The sequence below is a fragment of the Lysinibacillus sp. NPDC092081 genome (assembly GCF_044755845.1).
Lineage (GTDB): Bacteria > Bacillota > Bacilli > Bacillales_A > Planococcaceae > Lysinibacillus.
Genome location: NZ_JBIVRU010000007.1, coordinates 59,830 through 77,222 on the forward strand (window position 1 = coordinate 59,830; position 17,393 = coordinate 77,222).

Genomic DNA, 17,393 nt, shown 5'->3' on the forward strand with positions numbered 1-17,393 from the left:
GTAAAATAATTATAGTACAAATTCGATAGTTTTAGCTGTCCGTTTAGCTGTAGATTCCTCCATATTTTTCTTAACAAAATATAAATCCATATTAATATCTGAAGTAACCCATTTAGAAGTTATAAGAATTTTACTATACATTTTGTCTTTTTCTCCTACTAACTTCAAATTTTCTATTACGAAACATAAAAGCGACTAAACTACAGAGCAAAATAATTGGTACACTCACTTTATATAAATCAGTAAAACTTTTTGCCATCTCTTTTTCAGCGTAATGACTAATATCATCCGAGACTGTATTAATTTCTCTATTTATGTTCTCTATTTTTTCTTCAACCGCTTGCGTTACTTGATTTGTTATTTCTACCCGTTTTATTTCTCTGTATTCTACAGGAACTTCATTTAAAGCATTGTTTACTTTCTCTTTAATCATGCTTTCCTTTTGTTGTTGACTTATGCCAATGTGATGAGTTCCCTGTTTCTTTTCTATATTCGACTCTAAGCCTTTGTTTTGTATTTTTTCCTTTGTTACTATTAATAGTTGCTCTTGCTCCGCTGGATCAACATGAAGAGCATGCACTTTTTTTTCCGCATAGTGATAAACATTTTCTTTATTTAAAGATAAATTATGAGTCAAGCCTGATACAAAAATAGCTACAGCCAAGACAATTCCAATTTGTCTGAGCATGGACACAACACTTTGAGAGGCGGTTAATAATTCCCCCTCAAACGTGGAGGCTGTTAATATAGTAATTGGCCCAACAACTAAACCAAATCCAACACCTAAAATCATACACGGAATAATAATTTCTTTACTAGTTGAATCAGCTCCTATCAGCTGTAAACAATAATAAGCAATACTCATAACTATAAACCCCACTAAAATAACCTGAACCTTGCCAAGCTTCTTCATTACCAGTGTAGCAAACGGAGAAACTAAAAATATCATGGCCGAAATAGGTGTCACTAAAAAAGCTGCTTCCATTTCTGTTCGGTGTTGTATTTTTGTGAGAAATGTTGGAAGCAAAACAGTTACACCAATTAAAAACAAATTACTAAGTATAACTACAATAGAAGCTCCAACAAAAGTTCGATCTTTAAATAGCTGCAAATTGACCATCGGTGATGTAACCTTTTTTTCAACTAAGATAAATAGAATAAAAGAAGTAACACTGATGATATAGCAAATCCATGCAAAGTGACTCAGCCATCCCCAGGTATTGCCTTTAACTAAAACAAGTGTGAAAAAGAAAATAGCAAAACTAGAAAGTACTAATCCAGTCCAATCAATTTTAGCAACTACTCGTTGCTCATTCTTTATCTTTAACATAATGAAACATAAAACAACTGCAATTACACAAATCGGAAGATTCACAAAGAACACCCATCTCCAGCCTAAATTTTGTGTAATAACTCCTCCTAGTACAGGACCTATGGCTGCCGATAACCCTTGTGTCACCCCTAAAATCCCCAACGCAACATGCCTTTTTTCCATTGGAACTGCTGATACGCCAATTACCATACTTGTTGGAAACAAAACAGCAGCTCCTATACTTTGAATAAAACGAGAAAAAATAAGAAAATCCCCCGTGTTTGCAAAAGCACATAACGCAGAACCTACTCCAAAAACTATTAAACCTATAATATATAATTTTGCCTTTCCAAAGATATCAGCGACTCGCCCTAGTGGTATCGCTAATACCGCAATAGACATCGTATAGACATTCAATATCCAAGACATTTTCTCCAAAGATGTGTTCACATCAGTCTGTATTGCTGGTAAGGCAATATTCATAATTGTCGTATCAATCATACACAAGAAAATCCCTAAACACATTAAGAAAACGATTTTGAATCCTTTTGGTTGTTCCATAAATTCCCCCGCTCTCATGAAACTTTACTTTTCATCTCTTTTTTCTTGTATTGTTAATTGTGCTAATTTATTTTTTAATGTTTCAACTTGTGCCGTATAAGATGCAATCCCAACATCTAATGAAATCTCTTCTGCAAAAGTAATACCGTCTTTCCACTTTTCATATTTTAAGAGAAGATCTGCAACATACGCCTCTTTTCTCTCAATTTCTTCTTCAATCCACTTTTTCATTGAATTGGTATCGCTATAATTCCCAAAATACATCCGCATTAAAAAATCAGAACGTAGAACATCCTTCTCTACATCTGTCTTCATGTATTGATAAAACTCTTCCCTTCCTTCATCTGTTATGAAGTACATTTTTTTATTTGGCTTACCTTCTTGCATGACAACCTCTTTTTTTATTTTCCCCTCTTTTTCCAACTGTCTTAAAGTCGGATAAATCATTCCAAAACTGCCATCAAAAAAATGCGTGAATACATCTTCAAAAACAATTTTTATATCATAACCAGATAATTCTTTTTCCATGAGTAACCCTAAAACAACGTCTCTTCCTTTCAAAATAAGCACCTCACATAATGAATATAATCAACAACCATATAAACATTGTTAATATGATTATTGATTATATAATTTATTTATTCATTTGTAAAGTTTAACCATTAAATTTAAAAAGCAGAAAAATATAGCTCCTGAATATAATGAATTTATAAAAATTCTGTTTAACAAAAAGAGACTGAAACCAATATTTAGTCTTTTTTTACTTCATTAAAATGTGTAATCATTTTATAATCGTATTACATGAACATTCATAGATTAACTATTACCTTTTAATAAAATGGATTTTAATGATTTCGAATGTCACATCTAACCAAAAACAGCGTAACTTCCTAGACACAGAGAAAACATACGGTTTTTCGAATAGTGATCAAATCTGAACTTTCGTGCCAAAAATTTATTCAATATGCCAAACGGCGGTTTTGATTAGTCAATATCGTCGTTTTTATTTTTTAGTTATGAGAAGGAGAATATCTCATTACAAAAAACTAAATTTTATTCAACAAGATTTGGGGTGAATTCTTATGTTTGTAATACTGCTAGCTATAAGCATTGGAGCCGTCTTTGCTATGCAAACAGCGATCAATGCTCAATTACGAAATTTCGTGATTTCCCCTTTTTTAGCTTCCATGATCTCATTCGCTGTGGGGGTAATCTTTTTAGCCATTACAATATTAGTTAGTAGTTTACCATTAGGTATTCCATTAGATTTATTCTTAAGCCAACCTATTTTTATATGGCTAGGGGGAATTTGTGGTGCAGTTGCCGTAACTACCAATATACTTTTATTCCCTAAATTAGGAAGTGTACAAACGGCGATAATGCCAATCTTGGGAATGACTTTGATGAGTATGCTAATAGACAATTATGGTTGGATTAACTCTGTACAATATTCTTTCGGTTTGAACCGAGTTTTTGGAGTATTACTAGTCATCATAGGTGTTTTTTTAGCTGTGGCTATACCGAGTATGAAAACTAACCAATATCCTTCCGAAGCAACTAAGAAAAACATGTTAAATCAATGGATTTGGCGTTTAGTAGGAATAATGTCAGGAATATTACTGGCTACACAAATTGCTATCAATGGTCAGTTAGGAAAAGTGCTGAATTCTTCTTCCCACGCAGCCTTTGTTTCATTTTTTGTAGGTACCATTACGTTAATTATCGTCGTTGGGGTCATGGATCGTTCTTACACAAATATTAAAGAGCCTATTAAACAGTCAGCTCCTTGGTGGGTATGGATTGGAGGTATTTTAGGGGGGGCTTATGTTCTAATAAATGTATTTCTCGTTGATCAAATCGGAAATGGGCAAACTGTAGTCCTTGTTTTATTTGGTCAAATCACTGGTAGCCTGATGGTAGAGAAATTCGGTTTATTTAACTCTTTTAAAAATCAAATTAAACCAATACAAATATTTGGTTTAATTGTTATGATAGTTGGCGTTTTTTTAATCAGGGTATTTTAAGTCGCCTATCAATATGTTCTTGTGGAAACAACGAATAAGTCTAATATATTCATGAACCCTTTCTCCTGCACTTGACTTAGCAGATTCTGGATACTATCATAAAATAAAATCAAAACAGTAACCTGATATAATGTAAAAAAGGATTGTAAATGGAGGTGTTATCATTAGGATAAACAAACCTTTTTTAGTCATGTTTCATTTGCAAGTTTATACAGAGTTCGAGTTAAACTGAAATAATTTGAATTTTCGTGGGTGATCATATGAAAATTTCAATAGAAGAAATAAGCCAAGAATTAGAAGAAGAGATTCTTATTAGGTGTCATGAGGTTGATGACGAAATATATGACATCATTAACAATCTGAAAACCGAGAACCTCATTTTACTCGGACATCAAAATGATAGTGTTCACCGCATTAAGCTTAATGATATCTATTATTTCGAGGCAGTCGAGGGAAAAGTTTTTATTTACTGCAAGGACAGCGTTTTTGAGGTAAAACAAAAACTATACGAGTTAGAAGAATTATGTACGGGAAAAAACTGTTTTCGCGCATCGAAATCAACTATTTTGAACATCGCGAAAATTTCATCTGTTTATCCGACCATTAGTGGTCGATTCGAAGCGGTGTTGGATAACGGAGAACGTGCTGTTATATCAAGGCAGTATGTGCCTGTCTTAAAAAAAATGCTTGGTTTGTAAAGAGGGATACATATGAATTTTTTAGAATTTGTGCAAAAGATAATTAAGAATTTCTTTATCATCTTTGCATCCATAATCATGATTATCACTTTGTTGCGACAAATGTTTTATTCTGACATGGCATTTGATTTGAACTCGATTTATATCATTATGGCATTTTCATTTTTAAGTGCATTAACGGGATTTATTTTATATTCTCCTAACGATCACAGCGAGAAGGAAATGCGAATAAGGATTATTATTCATTTCTTCACTTTGGAGATTCTATTGATTGTCCTTGGCAGTGCTATTCATCTTGTAAATGGCACATCAGAAATAATCGTTCTTGCACTGCAAATTGCCGTAATCTATATCATTGTTCGTCTACTATCATGGCAAAATGATAAAAAAGATGCAAAAAAAATCAATGAAAAACTAAAGGCATTAAAGAACGACTTTGATGAGTAGTCAAAAAAAATTAATAAGCAGTAGTTGTCTTAACAAATTATTTTACGGTAAGTATTAGAGCTTACCGTTTTTTTGCATCTTATTGGCCTATGAATACAACTTACTGTTTTTCCATATACAACCTTCCATCCGTTTAATATGATGATTTTACAAAAAATTTTTCTAATGAGGTGGAGTTATGAATATGGGGATATTACTTTTATTAGTCGCTTTGATTTTCGAGATTACCTTTGCGATCTATTGCATAGTAACTGAGCAAAACCATAAAAAAATAAAGAATTGGATTAGTATTGCTGCATTTACAGTATTTGTGATACTCACTGTTTCATCGGTGATTGTCTGGAGCTTTCGCTGGGTAATGCTTGCTATACTACTTTTCTTATTAGCTATAATTGGGACAGTGTCTCTTATCCTTAAGAAATCAAATATCAAACAATACAAAACTTCTAACATTGTGTGGAAGTCCATTACGATGATATTGACATTTGTCTTTGTACTTTCACCTGTCATTATTTTTCCACAGCATCAATCACCAAAAGTGACAGGAGAATATGAAGTCGCAACCACTACTGACACATATGTTGACAAGAATCGTATTGAAGAATTTACTAACAAGGGGGACAACAGATTTGTTAATGTAGAATTTTGGTATCCAAAAAACGCAGATGGAACATACCCTCTATTGGTGTTCTCACACGGGGCATATGGTATCAAGACAAGCAACAGATCTACCTATACTGAGCTGGCAAGCCACGGTTATGTAGTCGTTTCAATCGACCATCCCTATCACTCCTTCTATACTCGTTCAGAGGAAGGAACAATAGCTACGATCAGTTCAGATTTTCGCGATGAATTCGAAAAAAATATGAATAAAGGCGTTTACTCGAATGAAGAACGGTACAATATCATTCAAAAATGGATGAAATTACGAACAGACGATATGAATTTTGTCATTGATACGATCCTTAAAAAGTCGAAAAATGATAATAACTCCCTTTATCAACATATCGATACAGAGAAAATTGGTGTGTTCGGGCATTCTATGGGCGGTGCAGCAAGTGTTTGGCTAGATAGAGAGCGTAATGATATAAGTGCAGTTGTAAATATTGATGCCCCATTCTTTAGTGAGCTTGTTTATAAGAAAGAAATGAATGACTTTGTAGCAAGCAGCAAAGACTTCACGACCCCACTTCTTAACATTTATTCTGACGATGTTTGGGGACAGCTTGAAAACAACTCCATTTATATAGCGAACAAACTTAATAATGAACACTTCAAAGATGCATATACTACTCATTTTAAAGGGGCAAAACATTTAAGCTTGACTGATTTACCGCTTTTCTCTCCTATTCTAACAAATATTCTACAAGGAGGAAAAGCCGATATTGATAAATTGTACTGTATCGAAACTGAAAATGAACTAATTCTTAAATTTTTCGACTTTGAATTAAAGGGAATCGGCCATTTCACTCCCAAAGAGACATATTGAAATTGATCTGGATGAATGGTTCGTATAAAACCCTTTCCCTAGACTTTTTTTACGCTGGAGTCTAAAATGGTGGGACGTTGTATATCGATCAAAGAATAAAATTTGCCATTAAATTATGCTTGGTGATTACGACTTCATTTCTACGAATAATAAAGCATCTTCTGTACAGACTAATTTCAGGAGGTGAAATCCATGAATAACAACAACCAAAACTTTAATCAAAAAAACCCAAATGCAATGAACTCGATGAACGAAGAATTTGGGAATGAAACTGATGTTAATCAAATTAAACAACAAATCCAACAAGCAGAAGCTAACAAAAAACAAGCTTCTGGTACAATGAACTCGATAAATGAAGAATTCGGGAATGAGACTGATGTTAATCAAATTAAACAACAAATCCAGCAAGCAGAAGCTAACAAAAAACAAGCTTCTGGTCAATTTGCAAACAAAAACAGTACAAAATAAGTTGATTATTATCCTCAAAAGGCAACCTTTTTCTGCTCTCCAAAAAAAGGGCTAGGATAAAACTAGTCAAAACCTTAAAAAGCGAGAGAAATCAATTTTAGAAACATTGATTTCTCGCGCTCTTCTGATGTAAAATCCCTAATTTCGCTTTAAAAATTTACTTATCTTTGGAGTAATTATACTTAGAACGATCAACTGGAGTATAACCTGTTGGCGTATAGAATCTCAATAAGTCTCCATTCACGACTTTATCAGATAATTCCAATTTACGATCTGCTTTATCTTTGAGAGTTTTCGCAAACTCTAATTGACTATCATCTAGTAGTAAACCTGTTTTATTATCATAAAATTTCCCATTAATTGAATCAATTGTAGGACTGACAAAACCGCCATTTCTAAATGGTACAACTTCATCATGCTCTTTTGATAATAAGTCGGAACCAAATTGAACAAATTTTTGTGTATCAATTCCTAGTAAATGTAATAACGTTGGAAGAAGGTCTGTTTGGCCACCATAAGTATGGTTGGTTCCACCTTGCATTCCCGGAACATGTATAAATAATGGTACGCGTTGCAAATTAGCACTTTCATATGGTGTAATTTCTTTTCCAATGACTTGTTCCATCGCATCATTATGATTATCTGAAATACCGTAATGGTCACCATAAAGAACAATCATCGAATTATCATATAAGCCTGATTCTTTTAATTGGTCGAATATTTGTTTGATCCCTTCATCTGCATAACGTGCAGTTTGGAAATAATTATCTACACTTGAATCTCCAGTATTAGCTTTATCAATTGTTACTAAGCTTTGATCCATTTTATATGGAAAGTGGTTCCCTACCGTAATCAATTTCGTATAAAAAGGTTGTGGTAACGAACTTAACATACTTTCAGATTGTTTAAAGAATGGTTTATCTAACAAACCATATTCAGCCATGTTTTCTGAAGAACCCGTGTCATAATAACTAGCATCAAAGAAGTGATCGAATCCAAATGATTTATAAATCTCATTTCGATTCCAGAAGCTTCCGTTGTTACCATGGAATACAGCAGATGTATAACCATAATCTTTTAAAATACTAGGAGCTGCTTGATACGTATTTTGTGCTTTTGTAATATAAGCAGATCCTTGTGGTAACCCAAATAAAGAATTTTCTAGCATAAATTCTGCATCGGAAGTTTTACCTTGACCTGTTTGATGGAAGAAATTATCAAAATACATTGTATTCTTATCTTTTGTTAATGAATTTAAAAATGGTGTAACTTCTTCACCGTTTAATTTATAGTTGATCAGGAAGTTTTGGAATGATTCTAAATGTAAATAGATAACATTCATTCCTTTTGCTTTACCAAAATATTCTACATTAGGTTTGGCGTAGTTAGATTTTGTATAGTTCATCACTTCTGTAATATCACTACTATCCGCCAAAGCTCTCTGTGAAGATGCTTTCATCGTTTCTACTGAATCATAAATCGTATAGTTATACATTCCTAAATATTTCACAATATAGTTTCTATCAAAACCTCGAGATAATAGTTGCGGACGATCAGCTTCAGCTAGTCCTAAATTTAAGATTGATACTGCTAATGCAAAAGTAATGATTGCCGTTGCTTTTTTATATCCAAAACGATTGTTATCTTTTTGTATTTTTCTTGAGAATCGTAGGTAAAACATTACAAATACATCCACAAAGAACAAGAAATCATAAGGCTTTAGTAAAGTAAGAACACTACCACCTAAATCTCCGAAGTTCTGCGTTTGGGTAACTGTAGGTAATGTAATGAAGTCACTAAAAAATCGGTAATAAACAATATTGGCATATAAAACAATAGACATCAGAGTGTAAACTACAACTAGTGATGTATATTTTCTCTTTCCTCTAAATAAAAATGAAATTCCTAGAAATAGCATTGCTGAACCTAGTGGATTTATTAGTAAAAGGAATTGTTGAAGGAATCCTTCTACGCCAAGTTTAAATTGTGCTGTTTGAGCGATGTATGTTTTAATCCATAACATTAAAACAGCTAATATATATATCCCTAAAAAGTTGTTTAATAGATTATCTTTTTTACTTAATAAATTTTTCATTATTGCACCTACCTTTTACTTACTTAAACTTAAATCTAGTTGTCTTTCAACTTAGATTATAAGTATATATTGCATTTTAAAAATGTTACTTCACAGTAGCTTTTTTGGCAGCTATTGTATACTACTCCCCATATAGACATCTGTCAAGTTGTTAAATAATCAGTATACACCTTCCTATTATTGTAAACCCTTTTCATAAAAACCTCCAGCATATGTTAGTTTTTAAACGATAGGAATACCTCATTATTTATTGAAATGTTTATTCATATTTCCGCACTTAAATCAACAATAGCAATTCTAAAACAGAATTTTAGTTTTTACAATTAAATTTTGGTGACATAAAACTTATAATTTTGTAAGGTTTAGTTTCATTAAATTTAAACAAGTGTTACTGAACATTTACGGTTAAATAAATCCCGGAGTTAATCTTTTCATAATAAATCCATTAAAAAATACAATTTTCCATTATTCAGCTTTTGGGTTATCTTCGATCTGTCGTCAAGGAAATTTTAAGTATTCAAATGTTGTTGCATAGACATATTATTAGAAACTGGCTTTCATAAAGAAAACACTCTAAACAGCTAAAGCTTTCACACATAGACACTTACCTTCTTTATAAAATAATTTACTGTCTATATTAAGTCCTTGAGTCAACACTAAAGTATGTAAAAATCAATTGCTATGAGTATATTCTAATGAATAAATTTCATCCTATCCCTCTCTTTTATAGCAATTGTTTATTGATGAATTACGATACTATGTATGGTGGTATAGCACTTGGGGAAGTCATTGGTGTTCATAAATCAGGCTGGATGTATGAAGAAATAAAAACGGCTGAAGTTCTTGTGTAACAAGAGTCTCAGCCGTTTATTTTACTAGATCGAAGTTTATACCTAATTAATATTACCTGTTGGGTATAATGTAGTTCCTCCAATTGAAACTTTTATTTCATTAGATAATTGAACATTGTATTCATCAATAATTGTTCTCCACCAATCCCATGCAAGACCTGTACATTCTCTTGCATAAATTCTTATATTTTTTGAATTAGGCGGAAGTGGTATTACTGTAGAGTAATGAGCTGGGCAACATGGAAAAATCCCCATTGTCGCTCCTCCACCTCCGTCATTATATTTCCACAGCGTCAATCACCAAAAGGACAGGAGAATATGAAGTCGCAACCGCTACTGACACATATTACGATAAAAACTGTATTGAGGGATTTACTGACAAGGAGCAAAACAGATTCGTTAATGTGAATTTTGGTTAATTGTGCTTCCTCCTTTCTATTAAAGAAAGCTTCGAAGAATAAGCAACAAAACCCTATATCTAGGAATCAAACAATGATTGGAAAATAATATAAACAACCACTCGCCACTGTTCAAAATTATTTAGTTTAGGTAAAACGTACAAGCAACATAATTCTATTTGCATATAGTATCAATGAATCAAAATATGATAGAAAGGGTGTGCAATGTGGGGGAAGAAAATAAATTTATAAGGTTCAAGTTTAAATCAAATCCAAGTTGTCGTTGTAATTGTTGTGGCTTTTGTTGTCCTTGTCGTTGTAAACCACCATTTATACCCGTACCACCAACTCCAGCTTGTCATTTTTTAGTGTACGTTACAGACGCTGGTCAGTTAGAAGCTCCTGATAATATGGTATCAGTAATTGATACCGCAACAAATACGATAGTCGCTACCATTCCAGTAGGATCTGCTCCACTAGAAGTGGCGATTACACCAAATGGAGAATTCGGTTATGTTCCAGCTTTCTTCTCGAATAATGTAACTGTTTTTAATACTGCAACAAATACAGTAGTCGCTACCATTCCAGTAGGAGCTAATCCTCTTGGTGTAGCGATTTCACCAGATGGAACACTTGCTTATGTATCAAATCATGGACCTGGAATTGGAGATAATACTGTATCTGTCATAAGTACAGCTACAAATACAGTAATCGCTACTATTCCAGTAGGGCTCCAACCTCAAGGCATAGCTTTTACTCCTAATGGTGCGTTTGCTTATGTTGCAAACGAAAACTCAAATTCAGTATCAGTTATTAATACAACTACAAATACTGTAGTTGCTACAATCCCAGTGGGACTTCGCCCAAGATCTATCGTCTTCACACCAAGCGGACAATTTGCTTACGTTACAAATGAATCTAGTAACACAGTATCTGTAATTGAAGTAGCTACAAATACGGTATTTACTACAATCCCTGTTGGAACAGGACCTGTTGGAACAGCCATTACACCTGATGGAACACTTGTTTACATTGTAAATAAGGGTAGTAATACTGTATCCGTTATAAGTACAGCAACAAATATGGTGATTGCTACAATCCCTGTAGGATTATCTCCTGACCAAGTTACCATCTTGCCGGATGGAACACTTGCTTATGTAACAAATCAACTTGACCAAACTGTGTCTGTCATTGATATAGCTACAAACACAGTAATCGATACAATTCCAGGATTCAATGGTCCTACTGGTATAAAAACCGGGACAATCTGCCTAACTTCTTAATCCAGTGTCATAGGGCTCAAGGGTTTCAAACAAATAAAAAACAGGCACCTCTTCAGATTCGGTATAATGGTAGTGACCAAACAAGCAAAACCGAACGAAGTGAATGCCCCATACCTAATGTAAAACAAATAAGTCTGTTTGACAGTCATGAATTATATTTAATAAAATTCGAGTGAAGATGCTACTATTCAACTTGTTGAAAATTCATCATCTGTTCAATTTAATATAATGAATCCCGACAAAGAATTTAAAGAAAAAGATCTTCCTTTTCTTTAACTGTACCCTATAAGATAGAAACTTTGAATGGAAGTGACCCCGAATAGTTAGACACGGTTATTTCTTCATCAGGCAGCTTGTTCAAAATGAGTTCGGTATTGCACTGGACTCATTTTTAGTTTTGCCTTAATCCGTTTTTTATTATAGTAGTCCATATATTTTTCTAAATCTTGTTTAAAATGCTCCACACTTTCAAATTCCTTATAGTAAAGGAATTCTGATTTCATAATGCCAAAGAAATTCTCCATCACGGAGTTATCGTAACAGTTGCCTTTACGAGACATACTTTGGAGAATGCCTCTTGATTCAAGCGCATGAAGATATTGCTTCATTTGGTAATGCCAGCCTTGGTCCGAATGCATTAGTAGTTGATGCTCCTCTGGCAGGCGATCTAAAGCCTTCTCCAACATTTCTGAAACTAGGGAATACGTTGGTCTAGAACCAATTGTATACGTAATGATTTCACCATTAAATAAATCGAGAACTGGTGATAGATATAGTTTTTCTCCAAATAATTTAAACTCTGTAATATCCGTCACCCATTTTTCATTTGGTGCATCTGCTGTAAACTGGCGATCTAAATGATTTGGTGCGATTTTACCGACTGTTCCTTTATAAGATTTATATTTTTTCATACGTACAAGGCATTTCAAACCTAACGCCTTCATGATACGTTGAACCTTTTTATGATTTATTTTTTTCCACGATTCGCTAGCTCATCGCGAATACGGCGATAGCCATAACGGCCTTCATGTTCCTCATAAATCGCTTTGATTTCAGCTTTTAAGTCGGCATCTGGATCTGGTCGATTAATTTGTTTCAATAAATCATAGTACGTACTGCGTGGAGTGTCAGCGAGCTTCACGAGTGCTTTCACCGGATATTTATGCCTTAACTCATAGACTACTTGTGCTTTGTCTTGTTTGGTGATTTTTCCTTGTTTTGAACTAAGGCATTCAACTTTTTTAAATACTCATTTTCCATTTCAAGCTGTTTAATTCGTGCTTCAAGTGTTTCTACAGATCTTTCAGCTAGTGTTTGATTTGTTTTTTTATTTGACTCTTTTTTCATGGATGGACGCCCCTTTTTCTTTGGTTCAAGGGCATCCAGGCCATACAGATTCATTTTCTACTTCCAAGAAATTAAAACAGTAGGTGTAGATAAATTAAAAATCGCTGCAGTTTCCCTAACAGATGTTTCCTTGATTGTTCATATAATTAAGTACATCTAGTTTAAACTGTGTAGTATAGCTTGTAAGCCTTTCTCAAAAGCTTTTTCGCCATGATATTCGAATTTTTTAATCCAGTAATGAAAATTCTTTGGTTCTATCCCCAATTGTATAAAGCTAAATTTTGATAGCCTTCTGTTCCATTTAAATAACGCTGAACAGCTTTTATTTTTTCTTCAATTGTAAATTTAGACAAAAAATGCACCTCCAATTGTTAGATGACATGTCTAACAATTGGGGTGCACTTCAATCCTATAGGGTACTTTTGTTTATAATGCGAAAAAAGATGTTAGGGTATAGTGAAATGATCGAAAGATATTTTACGAAAAATGAACAAAAACAGCTTTAAATGAAATCCGAATGTGAAAGCAGTTAGTGAGAAAGCGATCACTTATACAGACGAATTTAAACGTCCGTGCTGATAGCAGTGCCCGCTGTTTTTCATTAGCAAAGTCTGTTCCAGCATATATAGGTGAAATCAATCACCTTATGCCATTACTTGACCTTAATGTTACAGATTAGCCGAAATCTCCTTTGTTTATTTCGCACTAACTGACCGTAAAAAGCTCAATTGGTGAAAAACGAAACAACAAGTAGAATCCTCTTAACATAAAAATAGCTGTTTTAAAAATGTGTCTTTTCTTACTTTTGAAACAGCCATCAACAACATACTTTATACAGTTTTATCAGTATTTATTTCTATAGTAAGCTCGTTCAATTTGTGGTCCAGGTCCTCAAGCAAGCGAAATTTATGATTCAACTGCTTTTCAAAGTCCATTGATTGAGCCAATACCTTATTTACTTGAGCATCTAAGTGTGTAAGAAACTCTGGATTCATCTTCGTTTTTCCACTCAGGGAAAGGCTATGTTTTTTTACATCTGCTAATTCTTCCGATAATTTTGCTATATCACTGCTTTTCTCTTCTATTTCTTTGGCTAAGTGCTTATTAAGATTGTCTGAATTGGCTTGTTCTAAATGGGATTTTTCAATGGCTTCAATGATAGTCTTCATTTGTTGGCTTATGTTTCTTGCAAAAACATTTAACTTATTTTCAAGGACATCCACTGTTGTCTTATAATTAGCATCTGAATTCATAGAAAGTAATTCATCTTTAGTGAATTTTAAAGATTCCTTTATTAGCTTATTTTCTGCACGCAGTTCTTCCAATTCTTTTAATAAACCCTCTATTGAAGAAAGTTGTTTTTTCTTCTGTATTTCTCTTGCTTGTATATCATCATAGTAAGTTTTTGTTTTTCTTTCATGGTCTCTCTTCTGCTTTAAAAGCTCCATCGAAAGCTCCTTTTTCTGTTTTGCTAATTGAACATTTTCTCGCTCTAATCTCAGTACTAGTGAATAATAATCACTATCTCTGAGTCTTTTGACTTCATTTTTATATTTCGCTAATTCGGCTCTTAAAAAAATGACCATTTGCTGAAGCTGAATAGGATCATTGTTTTTAACAATATCATTATCCATACTCGTACCTCCTATCACGACAATTTTTCAAGTAAACTAATCACTTCTTCAAATTGCTCCTTACTCTCCTCTAACATCTTATCAAGCTGCTTAATAAGCTTAATTTCTAATTCTTCATCGCCTATTTCTACAGCTTTTCTCTTTTCTCCTGATATTAAATAAGTTATAAGTAGATTCAAAGTGCTTTTTTCGAGATAAGCAAAGCTATTATTTTCCTCATTACTATAGCTTGGTAAATTCGTAAGCTGTTCCTTCATAAGTTGATGGATAACACTATCTATTTTTCGATTCATATTTTCATATTCACTCATTTTTATCCTCCTGTGTATGACTAATTCCATTTAGATTAATAGGATTTAAGACAACGGCACCATCTTTTAGCTGATCACAATATGTAAAACCCATGATACTTCCTGAAAAAGATAAATTATGTGACCATTTAATCTGAAAGTTAGGAAATGATAGTGTTTCGTTTGGCTCTAACGTTGTTTTTCCTATAGGTCTAAGCCAGAACTCATCCTTGCTCGATTGATCATTGATTCGCTCCCAGCTACTGTTTCCTTTTAAGTTTGGTGCGAAATGTTCATAAACATACCTTCCAGAGAACGAGAATGGGGAATCTTCAGGTAGCCTTATGCATAAATAAGGATTAGTTATAGGCTGATTACCTATATTACGAATATGATAAGAGCCCAGGCATAAGCTCTCCTCATCGGGATTATAAGAAATATTGATTGAGGATGTGAAATAACTAATGACATTGACACTATCTGGAATAATAAGCTCCTCAATCGTTTTTTTAATTTCATGAACGTAAAAATTCGTTTGTTTTTTTAATTCATTTATTTTCTCTTCTACACGATCGATACAAGTAGTCATAATTAGTACCCCCTTGCCAATAGTATTAAATTAACCAAAGAATTCACACTTTAGGCGATATCAACTGTCTGAAATCAATTCATAAAAAAAAGAGAGGATTACCCTCTCTTTACAATATGATTCTCTTCTATGTGTTAGTACCATTAACCAACTGACGGGAATACAGCAGGGCATTGCTGCGGAATTACTACACCTGGACATGTGAATGGTAATTCTGCTCTTGGCTCGCAGAAAGTCGCTAAGAATTCCACTGTAACTGGGAATGTAGATTGAATACTTTGGCAAACAGATACAGTAATAGATAATGCAGAAAACGTAATTGTACCTGCTCCAGCTGTTAATGTTCCAGTTGTACAGACGAAACAATCTAAATCTGTGAATAAAATTTCTACATCTGTCCCTTTCGGAGCACATAATGTTACTTGTTCACAACGAGAAAGTGGAATAGTATTGCTTGTGAACATAGTGCCGTTCGGTAAACAAACAACTATCGTAAGAACAAAATTCTTTTGAATAGTTAAATTTTGAAGACATACAGTTGAACCATCAATAGAGAATTGGCGATTCTCACGATTCAAGATAACAACAGGATTAGTTGTTGCTGGAACTACCTTACATGTTACTACCGCACCTGTTAAATCTGTCGTTGGCGTTACTCCTGGAAAAGTAATTGGTCCAGTAGGGGAAAAATCAAAGGACATTTCCTTTACAATCCAGTCGAATACCTTATCGACGTTTATACAGATCATTTCCTGCGCCTGGGATGGCATACTATCTAGCATCCTTTTGACACCTCCATAAATTTTTTATCTTTCGTTTGTATCATATGTTTTCTAGCTATAAGTGTATGGGCTAATAAATAATTCGTTTTGATTTTTATTAAAATACTTGAGGTTAAGGATGTATTTTTTTTACTAACATCACCTCTTCTAATGGGCAAACAAAATGTTCGAAAGAATCGAGATATTTGTAACAGAAAGTAAATATTTTTAATAAAATATTAATGGACTGAAAGGGGGGAAATGCAATGGAAGATTCAAAATTGTACTCCACTCAAGACATTGAACAATTGAAGCAAAAAATAGAAGCCTACAAGGACATGTTAACTTCATTAAAAACGGGAACTTCAATTGAAGATTACCTATTTATGAAAATGGATTTTGATGAGATTAAAACGCAAATGACATTTTTAGAAGAGCTAACTGAAACAACAATAGATGATAAGCAAAAAAATTCACAAATAGAAGGCTATGAAGAGCAGATAAAACTTCTATCGGCACAAATTGAGTCTCTGAATCAAACAATTGAGGAAATGAATCAAGAAATACTAAAGGTTTTAAACAAATTACTTACGATTGAAAATACTGAAGCTCCAACCACTCCACCTAAAACTGAAAAAACATCTAACTTTATTGCTTACGGTGCACAGAGAGATCCGATCATTACACAGACTACAGGCCAAGCGGCGATTACATCAAAACAGCCATCTTATAAAATGCTACAAAGTCTGGCAGGTAAAGCAACAAATGCGCAATTAGATGTAAGCAATGGTATACATTCTACTCGCAACGGAAATCAAAGAGATGTACCCGAGGAACGTCATTTTAATCAACAATACTTTCAATCAATAAATACTCAACCAAACCAAATATATAATGGCTTATATAGAAATACCACCACCGAATCCACCTTCCATTTTATACACGCTACGAACAAACAGGAAATTCCAGTTAGTATGAATGAACTTGCCTTACCACCTAACGATGTCTCAACTCCTGAGCATTACAGAAAAAAAAATACCGCTGTCACGGTAGATGAAATGAACTCTGAATTAACCAATGATCCAGGTAATCATGAAGTATTATTTGAAACTGTTAATGAACCTGTCATTCTGGAAGCAGTTGAAA

14 protein-coding genes and 3 pseudogenes are annotated in these 17,393 nt (G+C 33.5%); 8 read left to right on the top strand and 9 right to left on the bottom strand.

What is annotated here, in order from left to right:
* Positions 1 to 133 precede the first annotated feature (133 nt).
* Both ACIQLB_RS12665 and ACIQLB_RS12670 read right to left on the bottom strand, forming a co-directional pair.
* The gene (locus ACIQLB_RS12665; protein ID WP_400726038.1) at positions 134 to 1,873 is read right to left on the bottom strand and encodes an MFS transporter; all 1,740 of its coding nucleotides are present in this window, start codon (positions 1,871 to 1,873) and stop codon (positions 134 to 136) included.
* 24 nt (positions 1,874 to 1,897) lie between these two features.
* Complete coding sequence (locus ACIQLB_RS12670; protein WP_400726041.1) at positions 1,898 to 2,434, bottom strand: PadR family transcriptional regulator; 537 nt, start codon at positions 2,432 to 2,434, stop codon at positions 1,898 to 1,900.
* 521 nt (positions 2,435 to 2,955) lie between these two features.
* Here ACIQLB_RS12670 and ACIQLB_RS12675 point away from each other — a divergent pair.
* The 5 genes from ACIQLB_RS12675 (at position 2,956) to ACIQLB_RS12695 (ending at position 6,999) form a co-directional block, all read left to right on the top strand.
* A complete protein-coding gene (locus tag ACIQLB_RS12675; RefSeq protein WP_400726044.1) occupies positions 2,956 to 3,897 on the top strand; it encodes a DMT family transporter in 942 nt (313 codons plus the stop codon).
* Between the two features lie 260 nt (positions 3,898 to 4,157).
* Entirely contained in the window at positions 4,158 to 4,595 is a 438-nt protein-coding gene (locus ACIQLB_RS12680) for a LytTR family DNA-binding domain-containing protein (RefSeq protein WP_400726047.1), read from the top strand.
* Between the two features lie 12 nt (positions 4,596 to 4,607).
* Positions 4,608 to 5,042: a DUF3021 family protein gene (locus ACIQLB_RS12685; RefSeq protein ID WP_400726049.1), complete on the top strand. Its 435-nt coding sequence runs from the start codon at positions 4,608 to 4,610 to the stop codon at positions 5,040 to 5,042.
* 184 nt (positions 5,043 to 5,226) lie between these two features.
* Positions 5,227 to 6,531: an alpha/beta hydrolase family protein gene (locus ACIQLB_RS12690; protein ID WP_400726052.1), complete on the top strand. Its 1,305-nt coding sequence runs from the start codon at positions 5,227 to 5,229 to the stop codon at positions 6,529 to 6,531.
* Positions 6,532 to 6,714: 183 nt separating this feature from the next.
* A complete protein-coding gene (locus tag ACIQLB_RS12695; RefSeq protein WP_400726055.1) occupies positions 6,715 to 6,999 on the top strand; it encodes a gamma-type small acid-soluble spore protein in 285 nt (94 codons plus the stop codon).
* Positions 7,000 to 7,156: 157 nt separating this feature from the next.
* Here the strand turns inward: ACIQLB_RS12695 and ltaS are convergent, their stop codons facing one another.
* A complete protein-coding gene (gene ltaS / locus ACIQLB_RS12700; RefSeq protein ID WP_400726058.1) occupies positions 7,157 to 9,094 on the bottom strand; it encodes a lipoteichoic acid synthase in 1,938 nt (645 codons plus the stop codon).
* Between the two features lie 695 nt (positions 9,095 to 9,789).
* Here ltaS and ACIQLB_RS12705 point away from each other — a divergent pair.
* Positions 9,790 to 9,945 (top strand): hypothetical protein, encoded by a 156-nt coding sequence (locus ACIQLB_RS12705; RefSeq protein WP_400726061.1) that lies wholly within the window; start codon positions 9,790 to 9,792, stop codon positions 9,943 to 9,945.
* A 42-nt stretch (positions 9,946 to 9,987) separates the two neighbouring features.
* On the opposite strand, the pseudogene ACIQLB_RS12710 reads toward ACIQLB_RS12705, so the two are convergent.
* Positions 9,988 to 10,176 (bottom strand): annotated as a pseudogene (locus ACIQLB_RS12710) (thiol-activated cytolysin C-terminal domain-containing protein); the annotation flags it as partial.
* Positions 10,177 to 10,654: 478 nt separating this feature from the next.
* Between ACIQLB_RS12710 and ACIQLB_RS12715 the strand changes: the two are divergent.
* Positions 10,655 to 11,626: pseudogene (locus ACIQLB_RS12715) on the top strand (beta-propeller fold lactonase family protein); the annotation flags it as partial.
* Between the two features lie 344 nt (positions 11,627 to 11,970).
* Here the strand turns inward: ACIQLB_RS12715 and ACIQLB_RS12720 are convergent.
* From ACIQLB_RS12720 to ACIQLB_RS12740, 5 genes and pseudogenes are all read right to left on the bottom strand, one after another.
* Positions 11,971 to 13,183 (bottom strand): annotated as a pseudogene (locus ACIQLB_RS12720) (IS3 family transposase); the annotation flags it as partial.
* 620 nt (positions 13,184 to 13,803) lie between these two features.
* A complete protein-coding gene (locus ACIQLB_RS12725) occupies positions 13,804 to 14,607 on the bottom strand; it encodes a hypothetical protein (RefSeq protein WP_400726062.1) in 804 nt (267 codons plus the stop codon).
* A 14-nt stretch (positions 14,608 to 14,621) separates the two neighbouring features.
* Complete coding sequence (locus ACIQLB_RS12730; RefSeq protein WP_400726065.1) at positions 14,622 to 14,918, bottom strand: hypothetical protein; 297 nt, start codon at positions 14,916 to 14,918, stop codon at positions 14,622 to 14,624.
* On the bottom strand, positions 14,911 to 15,486 hold the full coding sequence (locus ACIQLB_RS12735) for a hypothetical protein (protein ID WP_400726068.1): 576 nt from the start codon (positions 15,484 to 15,486) through the stop codon (positions 14,911 to 14,913). The genes ACIQLB_RS12730 and ACIQLB_RS12735 overlap by 8 nt, the downstream gene beginning before the upstream one ends.
* A gap of 143 nt (positions 15,487 to 15,629) precedes the next feature.
* The gene (locus tag ACIQLB_RS12740; RefSeq protein WP_400726071.1) at positions 15,630 to 16,268 is read right to left on the bottom strand and encodes a BMQ_0737 family morphogenetic spore coat protein; all 639 of its coding nucleotides are present in this window, start codon (positions 16,266 to 16,268) and stop codon (positions 15,630 to 15,632) included.
* Between the two features lie 245 nt (positions 16,269 to 16,513).
* On the opposite strand from ACIQLB_RS12740, the gene ACIQLB_RS12745 reads away from it, so the two are divergent.
* The coding region (locus ACIQLB_RS12745) for a hypothetical protein (RefSeq protein WP_400726073.1) at positions 16,514 to 17,393 on the top strand (880 nt) is incomplete at its 3' end.